The organism is Pedobacter xixiisoli (assembly GCF_900215335.1).
Taxonomy (GTDB): domain Bacteria; phylum Bacteroidota; class Bacteroidia; order Sphingobacteriales; family Sphingobacteriaceae; genus Pedobacter; species Pedobacter xixiisoli.
The window spans coordinates 1,435,289-1,456,832 of record NZ_OCMT01000001.1 but is presented as its reverse complement, the minus strand read 5'-3'; the positions used below and the strand labels follow the sequence as shown (position 1 = coordinate 1,456,832).

Below are 21,544 nucleotides of genomic sequence, written 5' to 3'. Positions count from 1 at the left end.
ATATAAGTACATACTGATGGCATTGTGCATGCTTTTGCTTGCTGCCTGCAAGCATGACGACTTAACGGTGGCTGCTCCAAATGAAAATGTGAGACCAGCCGGTGATTTTGTAAAGAACAACTACGAAATGCGACTGTTTAGTGCCGCACTTCAAAAAACAGACTACTTTTCAAAGTTAAACGCAGCAGGGCCTTTCACCGTATTGGCACCAACAGATGCAGCTTTTAATGCCTTGGGTATTTATAGTGCAAGTGATTTTGATAAGATGAACCAAGATAGCTTGAAAAAAGTAATAGGATACCACATTTTGCCACGTCGGTTAAGAGTGGATGATATTCCTAGCAACGGCATTGATGTACGTTACACCACTTTGGAAGGTTCTGACCTCTACGTTTCGAGAGCTAGTTTTAACCCCAATGGCGGGGTAGAGAATGAAACTTATTTTTCTGGAGCAGAGGTTACCCGTACGGATGTGCAGGTTGCCAATGGTACCTTACATCTCCTTGGAAGTGTAATGAAGCCTAATTTTACCAAGAACATACAGCAATGGCTTGCTGAACGTGCAGAATACAGCGTATTTGTGCAAGGCTTAAAAAAGTTTAGTCTATGGAATCAACTGGCAGGACAGGGATCTTTCACTGTTTTTGCACCAAGTAATGCTGCTTTGGAGGAAATTGGCATTACATCGGCCTCCATAGAAGCAATGGATATTAATAAATATGTTGGAGAGCGATTATTTGGCACTTATTTGATGCACCATAGACACTTCTTCGTTTCAGACGCTCAGGTATTTTCAAGAATTAATTCAAGTTCCAATTTCGAGTACATACTGAATAACGACAGTTATTATATGACATTCTCGGCTTCAAAGGCCTATCCAACTTTTAAACTTGCCTATTGGGTTTCTATACGTGCTGGTAAGGGGGGATTTGATCCAGTAATCACAAGTGGGACTGGCGACATCGTTGCTAAAAATGACAATTTATGCAGTAATGGAATAGTGCATCACATGGTAACCGCACTGCTTTCTCCTGCACAAGCAATTAAACAATAAAATCATGAAGATTAATAAATCAAGATATATTGCATTAGCAATTTCGCTATTTGCCATCTTCCTTTTGGGTGCATGTAGTAAAACCGAGTTTCTGCCAGAGCCAGAAGGTGCAAAAATTCCCTTTCAAAGTGATGCCACACAAACCGTAGAAGAATTGCTAGCGGCTTCACCAGCAAAGTTATTTTACAGTGCTTGGCAAAAAAGTAATATTAAGGATGTCCTTAATGCAACCACTAGTAAGCAAATTTTTACGGTGTTTGTTCCTAATGATGCTGCAATGCAGGCTGCTGGTTTAGGTGCAAGTCAAATCGGCCAAAAATCTGTAGCTGAATTAGCCGATTTGATGAAGTTTTACATCACTTTAGGCCCAGTTGCACCGGAGGAATTAAAAACGCGAACCGACAATTTTATGGTGAAGAGTATGCTGGTGAATCCTCAGCTATTTCTACCATTTTATGAAGGCGGCCTTGGTAATGGTCAAAGGGCAGATCCCTATCACTATCGTAACTATATGATTGTTAGAGAAGATCAATTACTTATCAATGGCAAAAATGTAGGGAAACTGAACTATCAGCCAGCTACAAATGGCGGCATATACGTCATAGAGAAAGCGATAGAAATACCTACCAAAACAATATTAGAGGCTTTAGAGGCTGATGGTAGGTTTACCATGTTTCTGGAGGCGCAGCGAATGGGCGATGATCTTTTTATCGATAAGATCGCCACGGATATGGAACCTTTGTTCGGCTATAAACCATCGCCTGATGAAATCGTGCAATACGCTTACGAACGTAATTATTATAAAAACAACTGGACGATCAACGAAAATGCTTTAGGTGGTCCAAACATTGTGATATCTACTTTATTTGCGCCTACTGATGAAGCTTTTCATAAGGCAGGTTTTATGAGCGTGGCCGATGTGATTAGTTTTAATGAACGCAGTTTGGATGGTATTCGCTTTGATGAGAACCTGTTTACGGTGGTGGGCGGATTTCCTTTAGACACGGTTTTTAATTTTCATCGTGATTTTGGTAGGATGTTGAGGCCAGCAACTCAGGGAGGCGATAGAGCTATTAGCAATGCCACCGTATTCTACAGCAATGTCCTTAGTTCTTCCTTAAACGATTATCTAGTAAGTGCTGGTGGTAACCCAACCATAGAATATGCCTTTAAAATGCCACTGGATTTTACTAAAAATGGAAATGCTGTTCAACTAAAAGTAAAAGGATCTGAATATCCTGCAGCAAATGTTATTGAAGGCGACATCAATACCCTTAATGGCCCCATCCACGTAGTTGATCATCTACTTTTTCCCAAAGGTTTTAAACTTAAATAATATGGCACAGCGAATCAAAATCAATCAAAAAAATAAACTTTTTGCTTTACTGCTGATGGCTGCACTAGGGGTATCCTGTAGAAAAGACGAAAATAAACTCAGCGATTATGATAATAACAAAATCAATTTGGTCATTGCTGATAACTTTAATTTATCGGCTTTTAGTGCGGCTTTAAGGCTTAGTGGTTTAGATAAAAAGTTACAAGAAGGCAATGGTCCTTACACAACGCTGGTGCCTTCTGATGCAGCCTTTACTTTGGCAGGCTACAACAATGCTGTGGCGGTATTAACGGCTAATCCATCTACCATTTCTGGCATCGCTAACTATCATACCCTCGATGGTAAGTATGAGTTAAATAAACTACCGTTTTTATTCAATCAGGAGTTACGTTCTCGTGGTGGAAAATTGTATGCCACTCATTGGATAAAAGGTCAGGATACGGTACTCACCTTGAACGGTTCAAGAGTAGTATCACAAAATATTCCTGCATCAAATGGCCTGATACAAGTACTTAACCGTGTACTTACACCTTATGTACACGATTTATTAGGCGATGCGATTGCTGCGGAAGCTAGCGCCACACTTTTTACACAGGCATTAAAAACTTCTGGCGTATTGGAAACCATTAACGGTGCTGGACCTTACACCATTTTCGCTCCAAATAATACAGCAATGCAAGCTTTTGGCTATCAAACCATCGAACAGGTAACTAACACAGATGTAGAAGAACTAAAGCGTTTAGTCAATTATCACATCTTAAGAGATAGGAGGTTTGTTTACGACTACATTTTAAGTACAGGAACATCCAACAGCAGTAGACAGGCCATGCTCGACGGAAATTCTGTGACGATGAAATTAGTGCCAGATAGCAACGCACCTGGAAGTTTCAGCGGAATTACATTAAGGGGAATTGGAAATACTGCCGATGTAAAATTGAGTAAACAGGATTTACTGGCCGGCAACGGTGTATTACATATTATTGATGGCGTTTTGCGCATGACCCAATAAATAGTTGATGCGTAAATAATTAAAACTAGAAAATGAAGAAAATATATGCAATGGTTATGTTTTGTGCACTTGCTTTAGTGTCATTTCATAGCATGGCCCAAGAAACCAGTGGTGCTTTAACTGGACAGGTTAAAGATGCTAAAGGAGAGGTGGTTCCAGGTGCAAGTGTAGTCGCTGTCCATACACCAACGGGTACACGTTATGGTGTTGCTGCCGATGTTGATGGTCGTTACTTTTTAAACAACCTGCGTATTGGTGCGGGTTATACTGTAACGGCTTCACTAACAGGAATGAAAAGTGAAGTACGTGAAAACATAGATGTGCGTTTAGGTGGTAGCCAGCGATTGGATTTTGTGCTACAGGAAAATGCACAAACCTTGGCAACTGTGGTTGTTGCCGGTAAAGCAGGTCCAAAAAATAAGGCAGATAGTTATGGTACGGGTAAAAACATCAGTGCCGAGCAGGTCAAAAATATGCCTACAATTAATAGAAGTATTACCGATGTTACCCGTTTAACACCTCAAGGTAGTCGCGATAATAGCTTTGGCGGTACTAACTTTCGTTACAATAACGTAACTATCGATGGTGCTGTAAATAACGATGCGATTGGTTTTAGTCCATCTTTAGGAGGACAAACAGGTACTTCTGGGATGAATGGAAGTAGCACAAGAACCAATCCGGTTTCGTTAGATGCAATTGAAGACATGCAGGTTTATTTAGCTCCTTTCGATGTCAAGATTGGTAACTTTACTGGTGGATCTGTGAATGCAGTAACCCGTAGTGGTACTAATAAAATAAGTGGTTCTGTTTATGGATTTGGCCGAAACGCAGCTTTAACAGGTAGTGATCGCATTGGTAGCTTAGGTAAAATGAACAGCGATTTTCAGGATTACCAAGCCGGCTTTCGTATTGGTTTTCCAATCATCAAAAACAAGCTGTTCTTTTTTAGCAACGAAGAAATAACCAACCGCCAAGACCCTACACAACTATTGGCGGGAACTCAAGAAACTAACCACATTTTTAGCGTAGCTGATGCTCAGTCTATAGCGAACACGGTAAAAAACAGATATGGAAATATTTTTGACGCAGGCACTGCTGGTGTTTATACCAACTGGAGCAAATCTCAAAAATTCTTTAATCGTTTGGATTGGAATATCAGTGATAAACACCAATTAGCGATTAGAAATAATACCATTTTCAGTAAGGCTACGCACATGGATCGTGATCAACAGGATTTCCGTTTCAGTAGTATGGCATTTCAACAAGAAAATAACCAGAGCAGTACGGTAGCAGAGCTGAAAAGCCGTTTTAGCAATCAACTTTCTGGTAATTTGGTGGTAGGTTTTACCAATGTAAATGATAGTAGAGATCCGTTGAGTGATCCAACTTTACCACAGGTACAAATTATGGGGCGTACGCCTGGAACTACCATTTATTTGGGTACAGATCGTGAAGCAAGTATTTTCGATATGAAACAACAGACTTGGGAATTTACAGCAAATTTGAACTATACCAAAGGTCGTCACAAATTTTTAATTGGTACGCATAATGAGCTATACAACATTAAGTACGGCTTTGTAAATGCGTGGAATGGTCGTGTAGACTATCAAAGCATTGAAGATTTTACCAATAATAATCCTTACAGAGTAAGAGGAAGTTACAATTACACCAATAACAGTAGGGATTATTTGTTAGCTAATCCTGCCGCAGATTTTAATGTAAACATGTATAGTTTATATGTACAAGATGAAATCAGGGTAAGTGATAAATTACGCATTACTCCAGGGCTTAGGGCAGATTTGGTTCACTTGCCTACTATGCCAACCCTGAGTGATAAAGTTAGCGACATTTTAGATGATCCTAATTTTAGCAATACTTACAGCTATACACCACTAAACCGTATCAACAATAAGTTCTTAAACAAGGTGCAATTGTCGCCACGTTTAGGTTTCAGGTACGATGCGCTAGGTAATCAAAAATTGATACTTAGGGGTGGTGTAGGTATGTTCACTGGACGTATTCCTTTTGCTTGGCTAGCCTATGCCTATTACAATACAGGTAATAGTTTTGGAGCAATTGACCAAAGAGCAGATCAACAAGCTTTTATTCCAGGAACGGATCCGGTAAGACCAAATCCTAACGGAATTGCTGGCTTTATAGAACAGAATGGAACTATCGTCAACAATCCAAACAGTGGTCGTACACAAATAGATTTGGTGGATAATGGATTTACCATGCCACAAGTATTGCGTGGTAGCTTAGGTATTGATTACGAAACCGATAACCAATGGAAATTCACATTGGAAGGGATGTACACCAAAAGTTTAAAAGATGTGCTATTTCAACAACTGAATACCAAAGACAATCCTCTTTATTATGGTTATGACAAGGAAAAACAACAACCTGTATATAGCGGTACGGTAGATGCGAGGTTTTCGAATATCTACTTATTAAGCAATACCAAAGAAGGCTATCGTTACAGTTTAATAGGTACTGTTGCTAGAACTTTTATAAAAGCATTAAATGTGAGTACCTCTTACACTTATGGACAATCTAAAGATTTGAGTAATGGTGTACGTAACTCTATGGAAAGTAACTGGCAGTTGAACCAAGCTTTAGTACCTAATAACCCAGCCTTAAGTTATAGTAATTTTGATATTCGACACCGCATTGTTTCAAGTATCAGCTATAATTACGATTGGAAAAGAGCTGGGAAAACCAATATCAGTTTATTTTTTAGTGCTCAATCTGGCAGTCCTTTTAGCTACGGTATCGTAAATGGTAGTACGCAAGGTTTGCCACAACAGGTGAGCTTAGCTTATATTCCACTACGTGATGAGGCCGTACGTTACTTTAAAGATGCTGCAGGTCAAACGGCTGCTCAACAAGCTACGGCGTTTAACCAATTTATTGATGGAAAAGAGTATTTGAGTAGTAGAAGAGGAATGTTTACGGAGCGTAACAAAGGTCGTACACCTTGGAATATCCAGACCGATTTACACATTGCCCATGAGTTATTTGTGAATAACAAAGGTTCTCAAACGCTAAGTTTTACATTGGATGTAATGAATGTGGCCAACTTGATTCATAAAAACTGGGGAATACAGTATTTTTCACCAAATACATTCAATTCTACCAGTAGTGTAGGCTTAACACCAACATTATTTCCACCACAACAAAATGCAGGTAACTACCCGGTTTTCACGTTTTCAAATCCAGGACAGCCTTACAGTATTGATTATTTTGGATCGAGAACCCAAATGCAATTGGGCTTAAGGTATAGTTTTTAATTTCTTAATTAAATCATAAAAAATTGAAATGAATATGGTCATTCAACATATAAGGAAAATTGGCGTGGCTATCATGCTACTTCTTCTGCTATTCATTGGTGCTTGTAAAAAGGATAAAACCGAGGCACCTACAGTGGCGTTTAAAATTAACAGCTATTATCCTAACAGTGGTAACGCAGGTACGTTGGTTACGGTAGAGGGCGAAGGCTTTGGAACTGCAATTGATAAATATTCGGCGACTGTTTCTGGCAAGGCTGTAGAAGTGATTAGCGCAACATCCAATACTTTAGTCATGCGCATGCCCGCTGGAGGGAGTACTGGTTTGCTTTCGCTTAAATATGAAGAACAGAGCTTTGAAGTAGGACAATATACTTACCAAGAGCTGAGCATAAAGACGGTTTTCCCTGCCAATGGGCCAGCTGGTTCGCAGATTAGGATTACAGGTGAGGGATTCAGTAGTATTAAAGATCCAGTAACGGTACTTATCAATGGTAAGCCCGCATTGGTAGTAAGCGTATCGGACAATATCATTGTGGCTGAAGTACCTGCTGATGCCGGATTTGGTCCAATCACGGTAAAAGTAAATGGCAAAGAATCTACTGGGCAGAACTTTATTTATCAGGCTGTAAGTAGCATTAAACCATTAACAGGTGGTAAAAATACGAAGGTAACCATCAACGGTGTTGGCTTCGAGAATTTGGTAGCAGGAAACATTGTAGATTTTAATGGAAAATCAGCAACAGTAGTAGAAGCAACTGATAGCCGTTTAGTGGTATTGGCCCCAGATGGCGTTAGCACAGGTCCACTATCGGTAACCATTAACGGACAGAAAATTACCGGACCAGTTTTTAATGTTGTTGGAGCACCATCTATTGAGGTTGTGACGCCGTTAAGCGGTCCAAGGGGTTCAGATATGACCATTTCTGGTACACTTTTTAGTACGGTATTAGACGAAAATCAGGTCTACATCAACAATGTATTGGTGCCCATTCAATCGGCTACTGCAGGTCAACTTAAATTGGTAATACCTGGTGGCACAGGTACGGGGGCAATACGCGTTGTGGTGAATGATCAAGCCGTACAAGGACCACAGTTTAAGGATCAAACCTTGGGAATTACTTCGGTAAGTCCAGATAATGGTTTGGCAGGAACTACTGTAACCATCAAGGGTTCTGGATTTAGTGCTACCGCAAGTAATAACAGGGTTTATTTTAACAATGTGTTGGCCACGGTTAAAACAGCATCCGAAAATACTTTAACCTTAGATGCACCGACTGGATTAACCACAGGTGAACTAAAGGTGGTAGTAGGTAGCGAGGAAGCTTTGGCACCACAAGGATTCAAAAGGGCAGGGGTAACCACTTTGGCTGGCGGACCAAATAGTAATACATTTGGTTCATTCGCAGGTGGAATTGCCATAGATAGCGATGGTAATGTTTATATCACAGATAGATCTAATAAGGTAGTAAAAAAAATCACGCCAAGTGGAGTGGTAAGTGTTTTACAAGTTAATGGATCAGATGTGGCTTTTGATACCCCTTTTGGCATCGTCATCGACCCACAGAATAATATTTATGTTGCTGATATCGGGCGTAATCATATCCGTAAAATCACTCCCTCTGGACAAAATACGATATATGCTTCAGGTTTTTCTCCAGGATTAATGGCATTAGACAACAGTGGTAATTTATACGTAAACATCAATAGCTCATTTGCAGGTATGAACAAGGTAAATACTGCAGGAGGTTTTTCAAAGGTTACAGGTCCGCTTTGGCCTATGGCACGCCCAGTAGCAGATGCCGCCGGAAATGTTTATTACGTAGATTCTGGAACAGATAGCAATAATGCGATTTCACGTATTGCTGCGGGCGGTGGTACCCTAGGCGGTTGGATTGGCAGTCCTGATGGGGGCTATTTTGATGGGTTGGGAAACCAAGCTAGATTTAATGGCATTGCTGGTGGTTTGGCGTTGTACGGTAATGGAAAGCTAGTGGCAGGAGATATGTACAACTACGCTATCAGACAAATCGATATTCAAAGCAGAACAGTTTCCACCTTGGTTAAGTTAAGATCTGGATATGCCGACGGTGATTTCGCGACTGCAAAAATTAGCTCTATGAACGATATTGCTGTAGACAAAGATGGCAATATCTATATTTTGGATGCACAGAATAAAGCCGTAAGGAAGATATTCTTAAAATAAAATCTAACAATCGTTATCGTCAGCATTTGGTTGACGATAACGATTTAATCTTAAAAAAAATTGGCGGTAGGAATAGATAAGACGACACACAAAAAGCTGATTGAAGGTTTGTTACACCTTTCTAACGGAAATGAACAAGCTTCGCATTGGAAAACTGTTTTAGATGATCTGCAACGTGCTTATGATGAGACGATTCAGGTGCTTCGTTTGGCACAACTTACTGCAGCTACCTACAATGAAATACAAGCTTCGATACGTACGCAAGTAGCTATCGAGTTAAGGAATAGGAAGCGGAGGGAAAGGTTTACTACCGAAGAAACTTCATGAGTGGTAAACTTCACCAATTCTTCTGGTGTTTATAAAAATGGCGAAGCTCCTTCTATTTTAGAGGGAGCTTTTTTGTAAGCTAAAGCTTAAATAAAGAACATCACCGCTAGAAACCCTATCGCCAATAGGAAAATAAGCAGGGAAAGCACTTTCTTATCGCTATTAAAATACCTCCAAATAATTTCAATAATCATGGCGATAAACCAAATCACGCAGATAAAACCACCCATAAGCACATAGCCAACTGGGCCCATCGTATGACGATGATAGTCGCCGTCACATAATTTATGAGGATCGTAAGTAAATACCATTAATAGATACAGACCGAGCAAAGGCACAATTAAAAATGCTAGTCTAATTAAAATCTGGATGTATAAAGGATGTTGCTTCATTAGTTGATTTAGTTTGATGATATCTGGTGAGCATAGCTGTTTGCTCACTACAGGATTAAGTGAAACCCAATTGAGCAACTGGATTTACTCTTTTCTAACTAATACAAGTTTACCTGATTGGTTAAATTTATAAGTAAAACTCTTCCATCGTGGGCCAGATTTGCACATTGTAATGAGCTCTTTACGCTGATTATTGATTTTCAAATTAACCATATTTCCACAACCAACATTAGCAGGTTCCTTTAATTTCTCAAATTTTTTGGTAGTACTGTTATAAATGAAAATATCGTAGGCCACATTTAAACCATCAGCACTGGTAATGTCGAAAGAAATATCGCTTATGCCATCAAAGTTATAATCCTTAATGTCCATTCGTCTACTTTTACCTTCGTCAAGTTCATTTAGAAGCAGCTTAGACCGACTGCCATTTGGATAAACTATCGTCAAGCTATCTTTAAAAAATGAATAGTAATGAAACTGTACTTGATGTAGGAATGCCATGCTCTTACCATCATAAGGTTCCTCATCTTCAACCAATTCAAACTTAAACTTCTTTCCATCTCTGTAACGGATGTAATAAATATCGTCAACGTTTCTGGGCCATTCGGTAAAACCATACTCACCAGTTGCTTTGCCTTGGTACATTTCGGTAAACTTATAAGAATTGAAGTTCGGTTGACCGCTTTCCCTGTCAGAGCTATCTATATCTAAAGATTTGAATTTTAAAGAAATGGGTTCTTTTTGTCCTTTGTACCAAACAAAAGCAGCTTTTCTGTCTTGCCAGCCCAAGGTAAGTTCAATGGGCTTAGCAGTGCCAACAGATTTTAACTTCATTTGGGCAATGGTTGCCATTGGCATTAAAAACGCTAGAAAAACAAGGTATTTACATTTCATGCGAATCGAGTTTACAAGTGATTACCAATCTAAAATACCTCTCTTTTTCAATAAAAAATAGCCACTTTATTATTCGCTGTGTTTAAGCTTTTATCTGTGGGATAGCTATAATTATTCGTTGCCTATTCTTTAGCTAAATGCAGATGAGGGATGTCATCAGAGATTTTGATGTTGCAGATAATAAATATAAATGAGCGAATATCGGTAAAGTATTAACGAATACTAAAGCAATCCAAATGCGTTTTATTTAATTGTTAGTTTAGCCTAAGTTAGTTAAAATACAACTATGGAAAATCTGAATATTAAGGCATTTGCGCTTGCTATTGCCTTACTCATTTTCACCTATTCTTACTACATGAAGTCTGAGCCGAATTTTATAGCTTTTGCTGCTGTAATTGTATTTGGTGTATTGGCAGTAGTTGCGCTGGTTGTATATTTCTTCACCATTAAGTTTATTGGTCACACCTTAGCGAGCGGAAAAGTTTATCCTCATTTAGCCTTTCATATTTTATGGCCATTTGCGGTGATGTCTCTTCTAGGCTGGTTTATTTACGGACTTTTTTACGTCGAACCATTTGGCCCAAATCGCGAGTTCCTTCATCTGGTCAAAGTTTTTGTAAGTAAGCATTTACTGTTTACTGCCATTTGTTCTATTGCCATTGGACTTACCTTTTTCCCAAATTTAAAGGATAAAATACCAAATGAGCTTTTATTAAGAAAAAATCAATGGTATTTAGGTGCTACATTCGGTGTGTTTTTGGTGAGTATAGTGCTGATTTTTATTACTAAAAAGATAAATCAATCTGCCTTAACTAACGATTACGCTGACTATAAAAGCTTAGATGAAATCAATACTTCTGAAAATTTCAGCATCGGAAAACTACTCGATACTAATGATTATATGCATACCAAACCACCTTATTTTTTACCAAATAGAAACGAGTTAATCATTATTACAAATTATGATGATGCAAATAAAGACCAAGCAGTTTACGCTGTTTATCGAATTAATAAGAATGGTGATATCATAGAAACCCTTAGAGAAAGTGATGTCGTTAACGATAGCGATAATGATTTTTTTCCACTGATTTGCAAAAATGGTATTTTAACAGATTTTAAAGGAAAGAAATTGATTAGTTGGGTGTTTGATAGCAATATAGAAAAGCAAGCCGCAGAGCAATTCAATTTTAGAGATGATTGGAAAATTGATACCATCAAAGCTAATTCTGACGCTGTAAAGATGGTGCACTTCTACAAAACCAATACTTTTTATTGTAACGATATTACCGATGTGAAATACAACGGCAACAAATACTATGAAGTTAGAACTGGCAGTGAAGCGTTAAAATTTAGAATAGATAGTGTGTTTTTACATATTGATAACATCCAAAACTGTTATGAGAAAAAGCTGGAATACTATCAGCTTCCAGGCTTTAATTTTAGTTTGTTAAGATTAAATGAAAGAGCCTACTATATCATTAAAGCAAAACATTAAAAATCGGTTTTAGCTATATTTCGATGGGATTTTTCTGTCTGTAGCTCATTCCAATACTTGACATGGCTCTCATTAACTCCAACCGAGCCAGGCTCTTTAAACAAGAGTCTGGGTTTGGTTAATTTATAAAGCGCTTTAATAAATTCAGTCTTTTGTTTTGTGTTTAAAGGCTGAAGATTTAAAACATATTCTATCTCGCCTTCGTCGCCAATATTAGTAATGATAACGCCTTTAATCACTTTGATCTTGTGTGCTCGTTTAAACTGTTTAATGGCGCTTAATAACGGTTTATCGCTGGGTACACCACAACACTGACTGCTGTAGCTAATCACTACAAAATCGCTCAGAAAAGGAGCAGGGCTGGTATTGCAAGATACCACCAAAAAGATTATGGCCAGTAATTTATTCATTTGGTAGAGATTTTAAATCGATTTCTTTAAAGGTCAACCTATCACTGTTGGTGTAGCGTCCCTTAATATTTTCGGTTTCGCTTACGTTAATACCACCATCAGAATTTTTTTTTGGAGCCATTTTAGCCAAATTCTTAAGGTTTTCAAGGAATACCGCCTTCTGCATTTTGGTAATAGTTGGTATTTCAATCAAGAAATCATGTTCGCCTTCTTTGCCCAATCCGCTTACTAAAGTGATTTTTACGTCCTTTAAATCATGATGCTGAATAAACATCCCCACGTACTTCAACAGTTCTTCGCCATTTGGCGTACCACAGCAAATGCTATAAAAACCTAAAACAATTGTAGACCGTTGTTTTGCATTATCGGCTTTCAACACAATTTTAGTGCTGTCTTTTTTTACTATCGGCGAATATTCAGTAGTTTCTCCAGCTTGATGCCAAACTACCTTAATTGTATCAGTTAGGTATCCTTCCTTAGCGACAATTAAATCCATTAATGCTTGTCGTTTTTGCTTGAAATAACCAGTGCTATCCGTGTAAGTTTTAGTCACATGGCTTTCTGCTAAATCTTCGTAAACCAATGCGCTATCTATAGGTTTGCCTTGCTCATCTACTACAAAGCCTGCATGGTAATCATGTATTCGCTCCGAGCAGGAGAAAAGCAGGAGCACTAAGCACATCATGTGGATTGTTAACTTATAGTTTTTCATTCTTATAGACTTCAATTTAGTTGATGCAGTTTTTTAGCAAATTCGGTTCAATCTGTAGCCCTAATTTTTGCGCTGTTAATAAATCCACGCAGTAATCTTTTTGGTTTAAGAGCTGCTTTAGTTGTCCTCTAACGTAATAAGCAAAGCCTAAGTTTTTGTCCATCCCAATAGCAACATTACAATCCTCAATAGCTGAAATTAAATTGCTTTCCATCGTCTTCTTAACAGTTTTAGCTGTTCCCCAAACCACCTGCAAAGGCTGAAGGACTGCTTTTCCTCCAAAACTATAAGCAGATATTTTGCTTTTCTCTGCTAAACTGGCCTTGGCAATAGCCCTATTTACATAAGCTATAGCGTAACTTTTGTTAATGGCAATGCTTTTGCTAAAATCTGTCTGAGCCAGTTTGTAATTTGTAAGTGCCAAATAGATATTTCCACGTAAATTATAGTAGCTTTCTAAGCCTTCGTTAACAGTGCCTTTTAGTTTGATAGCTGTATTGATTTGCGTAAGCGCTGCTGCAAAATCATTCAAATTTGCTTTGGAACTCGCTATTCCGAAATGGATATCTGCTAAAGTAGCATCGTACGCTTTTTGAGCATCGGCTTCGCCAGCATTTTCTAAATTTCTAGCTTCTTTAAGTTCCGCTAATAAAGTTTTCTGGTTGCTCAACGCTTCCTCGTAAGTATTCAGTGCATTTTCGTTCTCTTTTATCGCCAACAAGGCGTTTCCTTTAAAGATGGATAACATCACATGCTTAGGGAATTTCTTTAAGCCCAAGTTATACAAATCAATCGCTTTTGCATATTCATTAAGGTTGTAGTTGGCAATTCCCCGTTGGTAATAATAACTGGCTTTGCTATCGTCGCAATAATCATTCAGCTCGCCATCAATTTCCTTTAATAGCTCTTGGTCGTTAATATTACTTTCTTTTAATAAGCGCTTTACAGTCTGCAAATCCGTACACGAAGCATCTAGATTTTCTAGCGCATAATAGGTTTTAGAACGGTTTAGGTAAGCTAAAAAGTAGTTCGGATTTAGCTCAATAGCCTTCGTATAATTCGCTAAAGTCTTTTCGTAATTTTGCAAGCTATTATAGATCACACCTCTGCTAATGTAAAGTTCGTCATGCTTTGGATCAATTTCAATTGCCTTATTTACATCTTGTAGTGCATCGTTGTATTTCTGCTGACCAAAGTAAACATTAGACCTAAAATAGTAGCCTTCGTATTCGGTTGGCGCAAGTGCAATCGCTTTGTTAAAATCGGCTAATGCCAAAGAATTATAACCACCATTTAAATTATATCTGCCACGTTGTACATAATGTTGCGCATTTGCTGGTTCCAGTTCAATAGCTGTATTGTAGTCATTTAAAGCGCCAGTTCCGTCTCCTAACATCTCTTTTAAACGACCTCTGGTTACCCACACCATCGCATCTTTGGCGTCTATTTTTACCGCTTTTTCTAAGTAAGTGAGTGCGGTTTTAAAATCATTTTTTAGGGCAAAGATATTTCCCAAGTTCATTTCACAACGAGCGCATTTCGGGTTTACCACCAGTGCCTCTCGATAATACTTCTCTGCATTCACCAAATTGTTGCGCTGTAGGTTATGGAAACCTAGCATCCTCAACAGTTCCTCGTTTTTAGGATGCTGCTTTAACTGTGCTTCCAAATAGGGCAGTACCTTATCGGGCTGGTTAGCAAGCAAAAAACCGTCTACCGTTTTTACATAAATGCTTTTTTGGCCAAAGGTTAGGGTAGTAGTTAATGCAAGTAGAAATGTAAAGATAATTTTCATGTTTAATCTTTCATTTTAATTCTTAATAATATACAATTGCTCTTTTTACCACGTATTTAGGCTCCGCCTCATTTTTGCTGTTCGATTTAGTGACTTCTTCCTCGGTTTTCTCTATCCAATTGCCGTAGCAATCATATTTGTAGGTAAAAGTTATCTCCGAAACAAAGTCTTCTCTATCAGTGTGTTTACGCTTAATTACATCGTTATGCTCATTGTAGGTATAGTAAACTTCAGCGTAAACTTGGTCATTATTAATCGTTTTAATGAGTTGCTTTTTATCGTTGTAAGTGTTTTTAATTTCTCTGTAGATTTCATTATCCTTCCCAAAATATTTCTCTTCCAGTAAATTCTTTCCATCAAATTTTTGCTCCAAGCGATAGTCGAACTCAAACTTTTTATTAGCATCATTATAGTAAGAAATATTACTTTTCTTGATGTTATTACTGTTAACGGTATATTCGTAATAATGAGAATTCTTATCTAAAACAGCTTTGTTTTGGTCAAAAACATTGTGTGTTACCTTAATTATTTTTTTGTCCTTATCGTAAAGTGTCTCTACTTCATACTTCTTAATTCCGCCACGCAACACACTAAAATTTTCTTGTTTAGCGAGTAATCCATCTTTGTAGTGGAAAATGCTAGCCGGAACAATCGTATCTTTTTTGGTATCCTCATCGTACAGCACCATCGAGTGTGTCAAGATGTTGCCTTGTTCATCGTATTGGTTCATTTCATCAGAACCAAAGCTGCCTCTTCTTTCATTTCCATTCACATAGTAAATGATCTTTTCAGATTTGATAGCACGTTTTTCGCCCTTTTTGCCAGTGCAGTCTGGTTCGCTATTTTGCTGGCAAGATGCCATTCCTATATTCAACATCATCAACATTAAAATGTAGCTAACTCTCATCATTCTCATTTTTGTTTCCTTTTACGGTCGAAATTGGGCGTTCCCCAAGCTGCGCAAGGGTCGGACTTTTCAGGGCTGCGCTTCGCTTCGGTGCTAAGAAAAATTGCAAAAACCCTTACAATCCCTAACGCAAAAACATTTCGCCAACCCTGCACTCGTTTAAATCCAATTTCTTAATTAAATATAAGGCTGTTTTGTTTTAAAAATTACCGCCTTTATTATCCGTTAGTGGGTGAAAACTATTTGTTAGCCTAGGTTTATTATTCGTTAAATGTTGTTTTTAGTAGTCATTTCCAATAAGGTGGAAATCTTAAAATGAGAATAAATCTTTTTATCTTATTAAGATGCACGTTAGAACTGGTTATAAAGATGTTAAATAACTAGCACTTCGAATTTCAAGCCGAAGTAAGCAAATAGGGATTTAAGACCCTTAAATATTTACTTTGGAGGGCGAGAGGAAAAAATTGTTTAAAAATCAAACTTACTTTATCCTTTTCAAATGGATAAACTTTAGATCACATTGACTGATTTTTACATACCTATTCATGGCATTTCCTGTATTTTGAATAGCTATCTCTCCATCGCTCAACAAACCTTGAACTACCGATGGAAGTCCATTATCTACAACTGAATTTTCATTGTCTTCTTTTGTGACATCGCCACTATCTTCTTCCCATTCAATGCCGTGAAAATTGATGTAAACTAAATTTTCATCTAAGCTTCTGCTAAAGGTAACTTTTCCATTTAAGCTGCGTTTCAAGTTTTTAAAATGGTAGAAATATTCGCCTTTACTTTTGGTGATAGCTATATTTAAAGCACACTTATCCCGTTCATCCGCTTGGTAAGTTCCAATTAGATTTTTAGGTAAGGTAGGAATCGCTTTGCTTGTTGATTTTAACTGTAGGGGAAATGTCTTCTTAGCCGTTAAACTTTCCCATTTGCCACTGAAGCCGTTGGCAGAAAGCTTGCCTGTAATTTTTGCCTGTTTTACGTTCTGATCATCTAGCTCGTAAATAATAGCATTTCCATTAATGACTTCACCAGCTAGTTTAATTTCGATACCTATTTTATCATAAAAGTAAAAGCCAGTCAGTTTGCCATTGCTACTTTTCAAGCTAAAAATAACCTCTGTTTTGCTACCTAGTTTACCAATAAAATTACCGCTGAAATTTTCAATTGCTCTTACGGTATTTGCCGATAAAAATAAGCCGATAAGTAGGAGGGTTGCAAAATAGTTTCTCATATCTTAATTCCTTTCTTCAAACTGTACCCAATCTTTAAGAAAATAAATTGGCGTAGGTAAAATGTTATTTTCTTTAAACAAATGAGCTTCTACAAAAGCACCAGTGTTTTTAACGTATTTGATTTTGGTATCCCGCATAGCTCCCGAATAATAATAAGAACCATAAGGGCAATTGTAAGGGTTGCCTTCTACATCAGGTGTGAAAACAGAAAAGAAAATCATTTTCCTAGAGTTGGTATCTGGTTTTTGGTAGCCGAAAATCCTGTAGTCGGCTCTGATATTTTGATAAACTGTTAGAGAACTGTCGCTAAGGTCGATGATTGCTTTTTGGAAAAACTCCTCGCTCATCTGCGTGTCTTTGTAATTTCTAATGGTGTCTTTCTGTGGGGCTTTCTTAACGGGAACAATATCTTGCTCGATTACTGCCACACCGTCTGGTTTAGCTTTTGCTGTACCTGTTACTTTTTCTTCAACCGTTTTATGGGATGTATTTTTGCAGCCAAAAAATGCAATTAGCAGCAAAGCCATTATCAATTTTTTCATCCTAATTGAGCTTTTAATTCTCTTTCCTTTGTTTAACCACTACCTTTTTTACCTCTTGTAACTTGCTTCCAGTCCAACGATAATAGCGAATAATTTTATGTGTAATCACCATTACAGTTTCTTTGTACTTGTCTTCAATGAAATTGCCTTCTGCATCTGTTTTACCCTCCGCATCTTCCTCAATAACTACCACTAACTGTTCAATAGGTATGCCACAATCTTTAGGATAGGGAATGGTTTTTGAAGTTCCATTGTAACTGTCTAGCATGTTTTCGCTATCACCGTTTTCCACTAATAAAATCTTGCCTTTATTAAATTTTAACGGGATATAAACCTTTGTGCTTTCGTAAAAGCCACCTTCGCCAGTAGAGCTAGCATTTATAATTTCGCTCATTTTTCCGTTCGCATAAGCTATAAAAACATTACCCTCACTTTCGGGACAACTCTCCCCATGATGCCAATACAAGCGCAACAAATTTGGCATTTGCTTTAATGCATTATTATAAACACCGGCCAAGTAAAAATGGTTGTAATAATCGACAGCGCCAATGCTTAAATCATAGCTGCTAACGCTTTTTACCTTTTTGTAATTTAAGTCTGTAAAACGATGCACCGCATTCAATCTAAATCTAGGCTTTTTCAAATCAGCATCTAACAGCGGACTTTTACTTAAGATAAATGCTAGGTTTTCGTTTGCTAAATTTGCGTTTAAATTACCTATACTGAGGTTTTTGTTGATAATGTAACCTTGCCTTTCTTCGCATCTGCCATTATCGTTTTGCACATCGTACTTAATTTTTATCCAGTTGTGCTTTGTTTCAGGATGTATTCCTTCTTTTAGTAGAACAATAGGAGTGAAGGCTTCGAGATCGCCAACTTGTTTGGATTTTAAGTTGGGTAGTGAATAAACGAGCGTGCTTTTGTTTATTGTAGATCTTTCTGGGCTTTTTCCTTTGTCGAAAAAACCATCAATTTTATCGTAATTATTGGCGTCGTAAGGCTGCATGAAAGCGGTATCCATCAGCACTTGTTGAGCACTTGCTTCAGTACCAATCAGTAAGAATACTATTAAAAGGTTAATAATGGCTTTCATGATTTACAAATGCTTTGTTGCACTAATATATCTGTTTAAAACGCAGTAATTTGTGAGAGTTATTATCTGTGCGATTTAGTAGCTTATTTGTTGGTGTTTTGCTATTATTCGTTAAATCAGTAGAACGAAGAAGTATTACGTTTATCGAATCAGCAGTGAACTAAGCCAGCTGTAAAAACTTTGCTATTGCTAAAGTTCCGCTAATAAAATGATATTTTTTGCCAAGTACGATTGTCAATTCTTAGTGCGAGCCAAATCAAAAAAAGGAATCATAATAGTACAAATTGCAACATTAAGCCTAAAACATAGTGGTTTTGTACTCATGTTGGCAGCAACTTTCGATTAGTAAAAATAAACAAAATTGAGCGCTACTTTTTTGATGGGAAAGCCTGTGAAAAGGCACATATGGAATTGACAAGCATTTTTGCATACTTTTGATGCCATGCGGCATAGAGCGAATATGATTAACTACCCCTCAACCCAACGATCCGGCTGATAAGTTACCCTAGCAAAATTTTTGGTCAGTAATTCTGTCTCTACCACCTTTCCACCTTCAAACTTGAGGAATTTCTCTCGCCAAATTTCATTTTTTCGGTAAAACTGATGGGCTATTTTCAAGAACTGATGGTCTTTCTCTATCACATGGTAGGCATAATCTAGCTCTTCGTTAATGCGAAGCTCGCCCTCCAAACATTTCTCCGTAAACCATAAATTGATTTGGAATGTATGTGCTGTATTATTGGTAAACTGGTAATCTCTGTAATTATAAAAAACTGTAGCACCACTACCAAAAGGTAAAACCCGTCCATCATCCGGAAATGGATCAAATGAATGATGGTAACGTTCGGTAACTGTTAGCGGACTATGCATCACCAACCAGTGAATGAGGTTAGAGATTTGACAAATACCACCTCCAGTTCCTGCTCTAGCTTCTCCGAAAGAAAGTTCCATTCCATCTAAATAGCCTTTTTTTTTGGTAGGCAAGCCAACTAATTTACAAAATGAAAAGGTTTCATTAGGTTTAATTAAAATTCCATCTAGCTTTTTTACTGCAATTTTTAAGTTGGTTACTTTATTCAGCTGAAGTTGCGCATTATTGTCTCCCAGTTTTTTCAATAACACAGATTGGTGCTTTTTTATGCGATTGGAAAGCTTGTCAACTGTTCTCGTTTTTGCATATTTTTTTCCATCGAGGTGCCATTCAGCGATACGCTTTAAACGCCTAGCCCAAACTGCTAAGAAATACAGAATAGGGTGCCGCTGGCTTAAAAGTTTTCGCTGTTTCACTACTCCGATATTTTATCTTCCACTGAAATAGCTACAGGTATTTTTACCTCTTTATTCAAGTTTTTAGGCATCTTAAATTCAATAGTGATGAATCCTTTCAAGGTTTTAAACTTTCCATCTAATTTTAGGGTAATTCCCAAATTCTGGCACAATACCTTATCGTATTCCCATAAACCATATTCTTGTAAATAAACTGCTCGTCCATTATCTACAAACTGTAGCTTCTCGTTATTTTCATTAGTTAATTCGTAGGTTTTAAAAACGTAGGAAGCGAAGTCGGATATGTCATCGTCTTTATTTACCATTGTACCGTCATTGTCGTTATACTCTTTTAACCTGTTTTCGGGAAGTGGGTAGCGAGTAACTATTCCAAATTCATTGGCTGGTTGCTTGTTTATTTCAGTCAAATCGGTAATGCTGGCTTTCGCATTAGCCGTAATCTCGTTTAAAAACTGCTTTGTTTCTTCTTCCGTATAGTTATAGTCGGGTTGGTCGCCATTTCCACAAGAAGTGATGATAGGTAGTAGCATCAATAATAATGTCCTTTTAATCAGTTTTTTAGTATGTTTTTGATATATCATGGCTATCCCTTTTTCTTGTAACTACGCATTTTAACCGAGTTTCCATTTTCAATTTTGTATTCATCGTAGTGAGTGTAAGAATCGTTTTCATAAACCCTAATTTCCTTTGTGATTAACAACTTTCCGTTGTACCATTTATAGTATGCCGTACCTTCATTTCCACTACCATCTGCATCCGTTTTTTCTATTTCTTTTTTTACGGGATTAAATGATACCACACCTAATTCATTTAAACGCTCACTTTTACGGAAGCCTTTAGTTTTTACATCGTAGATGAAATATACATAGCTATAATCGTTTTTCGCTAGGTCGGGGTAGTGAATGGGCACTTTGATATCTAGATAGCCATCAAAATTTACGTCTTCTAATTCTACCTCATCATTCACTAAATCATATTTGTCAAATTCGTTAAGTATCCACCTCGAACTTTTATTTACATTGATTCGTAAAGAAAGCAAGGTGAAATATTTTGCTGCATTTTCCGTCACGTTATCATAATTAGGCTTGTTTTTAGACATCACAAAGTCAAAGCCAAGTGGATTGAAGTTATTCAACAATTCTCTGCTTTTTAACTTTGCAACCATTGTTTTCTTCGGGTCAGTGTTTTTCTTATCCTTCTCCCAAATGCCATTTAACGTAGTCTGGGCTACATACGCCATTCTAAAATAACCTGTATGCTCAAACTTTCGTTTTCTAACATTGTAGGTACTTTCGTTAAGCACCAAATCCCCATCTTTTAGCGTTCCAGAAAGGTAGATGTAATTTTCTCTACCACTTTTAACGTAGTAATAAGTTCCCGAGACGCTATCAGAATAGTTAGTCAATTTCAAAGACATCTCCACCGGATAATTACCTACTGTACCTGTAAAATTCAAATTGGCGGTAACTTTGGCTTTTTGCGCATAAGTTTGGCTTAAGGTAATTGTCGTTAGTAATATCAAAAGTGTTCTTTTAATCATTTTTGTTTTATTAG

At 37.5% G+C, this 21,544-nt stretch carries 19 protein-coding genes; 7 read left to right on the top strand and 12 right to left on the bottom strand.

Annotation, left to right across the window (positions count from 1 at the left end):
• Nucleotides 1-16 precede the first annotated feature (16 nt).
• Genes CRO54_RS05785 through CRO54_RS05760 form a run of 6 tightly spaced genes read left to right on the top strand, consistent with a single transcriptional unit; the run spans nt 17 to nt 9,219 of the window.
• Complete coding sequence (locus tag CRO54_RS05785; RefSeq protein WP_171047829.1) at nt 17-1,054, top strand: fasciclin domain-containing protein; 1,038 nt, start codon at nt 17-19, stop codon at nt 1,052-1,054.
• A gap of 4 nt (nt 1,055-1,058) precedes the next feature.
• Nucleotides 1,059-2,390 carry a fasciclin domain-containing protein gene (locus tag CRO54_RS05780; protein ID WP_097129684.1) on the top strand — a complete coding sequence of 444 codons (1,332 nt, stop codon included), beginning with the start codon at nt 1,059-1,061 and terminating at the stop codon, nt 2,388-2,390.
• A gap of 1 nt (nt 2,391) precedes the next feature.
• Complete coding sequence (locus tag CRO54_RS05775) at nt 2,392-3,399, top strand: fasciclin domain-containing protein (RefSeq protein ID WP_097129681.1); 1,008 nt, start codon at nt 2,392-2,394, stop codon at nt 3,397-3,399.
• 32 nt (nt 3,400-3,431) lie between these two features.
• Complete coding sequence (locus CRO54_RS05770; protein WP_097129679.1) at nt 3,432-6,689, top strand: TonB-dependent receptor; 3,258 nt, start codon at nt 3,432-3,434, stop codon at nt 6,687-6,689.
• 28 nt (nt 6,690-6,717) lie between these two features.
• The gene (locus CRO54_RS05765; protein WP_097129676.1) at nt 6,718-8,892 is read left to right on the top strand and encodes an IPT/TIG domain-containing protein; all 2,175 of its coding nucleotides are present in this window, start codon (nt 6,718-6,720) and stop codon (nt 8,890-8,892) included.
• 60 nt (nt 8,893-8,952) lie between these two features.
• A complete protein-coding gene (locus tag CRO54_RS05760; RefSeq protein WP_097129673.1) occupies nt 8,953-9,219 on the top strand; it encodes a hypothetical protein in 267 nt (88 codons plus the stop codon).
• An 86-nt stretch (nt 9,220-9,305) separates the two neighbouring features.
• Here the strand turns inward: CRO54_RS05760 and CRO54_RS05755 are convergent, their stop codons facing one another.
• Together CRO54_RS05755 and CRO54_RS05750 are read right to left on the bottom strand one after the other, a co-directional pair.
• Nucleotides 9,306-9,611: a hypothetical protein gene (locus tag CRO54_RS05755; protein WP_144371946.1), complete on the bottom strand. Its 306-nt coding sequence runs from the start codon at nt 9,609-9,611 to the stop codon at nt 9,306-9,308.
• Nucleotides 9,612-9,695: 84 nt separating this feature from the next.
• Complete coding sequence (locus CRO54_RS05750; protein WP_138765755.1) at nt 9,696-10,505, bottom strand: XAC2610-related protein; 810 nt, start codon at nt 10,503-10,505, stop codon at nt 9,696-9,698.
• 286 nt (nt 10,506-10,791) lie between these two features.
• Between CRO54_RS05750 and CRO54_RS05745 the strand changes: the two genes are divergently transcribed.
• Nucleotides 10,792-12,000, top strand: coding sequence for a hypothetical protein (locus CRO54_RS05745; protein WP_097129666.1), 1,209 nt, complete (start codon nt 10,792-10,794; stop codon nt 11,998-12,000).
• On the opposite strand, the gene CRO54_RS05740 is transcribed toward CRO54_RS05745, so the two are convergent.
• From CRO54_RS05740 to CRO54_RS05695, 10 genes are all read right to left on the bottom strand, one after another.
• Nucleotides 11,997-12,410 (bottom strand): hypothetical protein, encoded by a 414-nt coding sequence (locus CRO54_RS05740; RefSeq protein WP_097129664.1) that lies wholly within the window; start codon nt 12,408-12,410, stop codon nt 11,997-11,999. The genes CRO54_RS05745 and CRO54_RS05740 overlap by 4 nt on opposite strands.
• The gene (locus tag CRO54_RS05735; RefSeq protein WP_138765754.1) at nt 12,403-13,122 is read right to left on the bottom strand and encodes a carboxypeptidase-like regulatory domain-containing protein; all 720 of its coding nucleotides are present in this window, start codon (nt 13,120-13,122) and stop codon (nt 12,403-12,405) included. The genes CRO54_RS05740 and CRO54_RS05735 overlap by 8 nt, the downstream gene beginning before the upstream one ends.
• Before the next feature lie 16 nt (nt 13,123-13,138).
• Nucleotides 13,139-14,917 (bottom strand): tetratricopeptide repeat protein, encoded by a 1,779-nt coding sequence (locus tag CRO54_RS05730; protein WP_097129659.1) that lies wholly within the window; start codon nt 14,915-14,917, stop codon nt 13,139-13,141.
• A gap of 22 nt (nt 14,918-14,939) precedes the next feature.
• Nucleotides 14,940-15,824: a hypothetical protein gene (locus CRO54_RS05725; RefSeq protein WP_097129657.1), complete on the bottom strand. Its 885-nt coding sequence runs from the start codon at nt 15,822-15,824 to the stop codon at nt 14,940-14,942.
• A 481-nt stretch (nt 15,825-16,305) separates the two neighbouring features.
• Nucleotides 16,306-17,067: a hypothetical protein gene (locus tag CRO54_RS05720; protein ID WP_097129655.1), complete on the bottom strand. Its 762-nt coding sequence runs from the start codon at nt 17,065-17,067 to the stop codon at nt 16,306-16,308.
• 3 nt (nt 17,068-17,070) lie between these two features.
• Nucleotides 17,071-17,610, bottom strand: a complete 540-nt coding sequence (locus CRO54_RS05715; protein ID WP_097129652.1) for a hypothetical protein — start codon at nt 17,608-17,610, stop codon at nt 17,071-17,073.
• A gap of 13 nt (nt 17,611-17,623) precedes the next feature.
• Entirely contained in the window at nt 17,624-18,703 is a 1,080-nt protein-coding gene (locus tag CRO54_RS05710; RefSeq protein WP_097129650.1) for a hypothetical protein, read from the bottom strand.
• Between the two features lie 468 nt (nt 18,704-19,171).
• A complete protein-coding gene (locus tag CRO54_RS05705; protein ID WP_097129647.1) occupies nt 19,172-19,990 on the bottom strand; it encodes a VanW family protein in 819 nt (272 codons plus the stop codon).
• Nucleotides 19,990-20,571 (bottom strand): hypothetical protein, encoded by a 582-nt coding sequence (locus CRO54_RS05700; protein ID WP_097129645.1) that lies wholly within the window; start codon nt 20,569-20,571, stop codon nt 19,990-19,992. The genes CRO54_RS05705 and CRO54_RS05700 overlap by 1 nt, the downstream gene beginning before the upstream one ends.
• Nucleotides 20,572-20,573: 2 nt before the next feature.
• A complete protein-coding gene (locus CRO54_RS05695) occupies nt 20,574-21,530 on the bottom strand; it encodes an XAC2610-related protein (RefSeq protein WP_138765752.1) in 957 nt (318 codons plus the stop codon).
• Between the last annotated feature and the right edge of the window lie 14 nt (nt 21,531-21,544).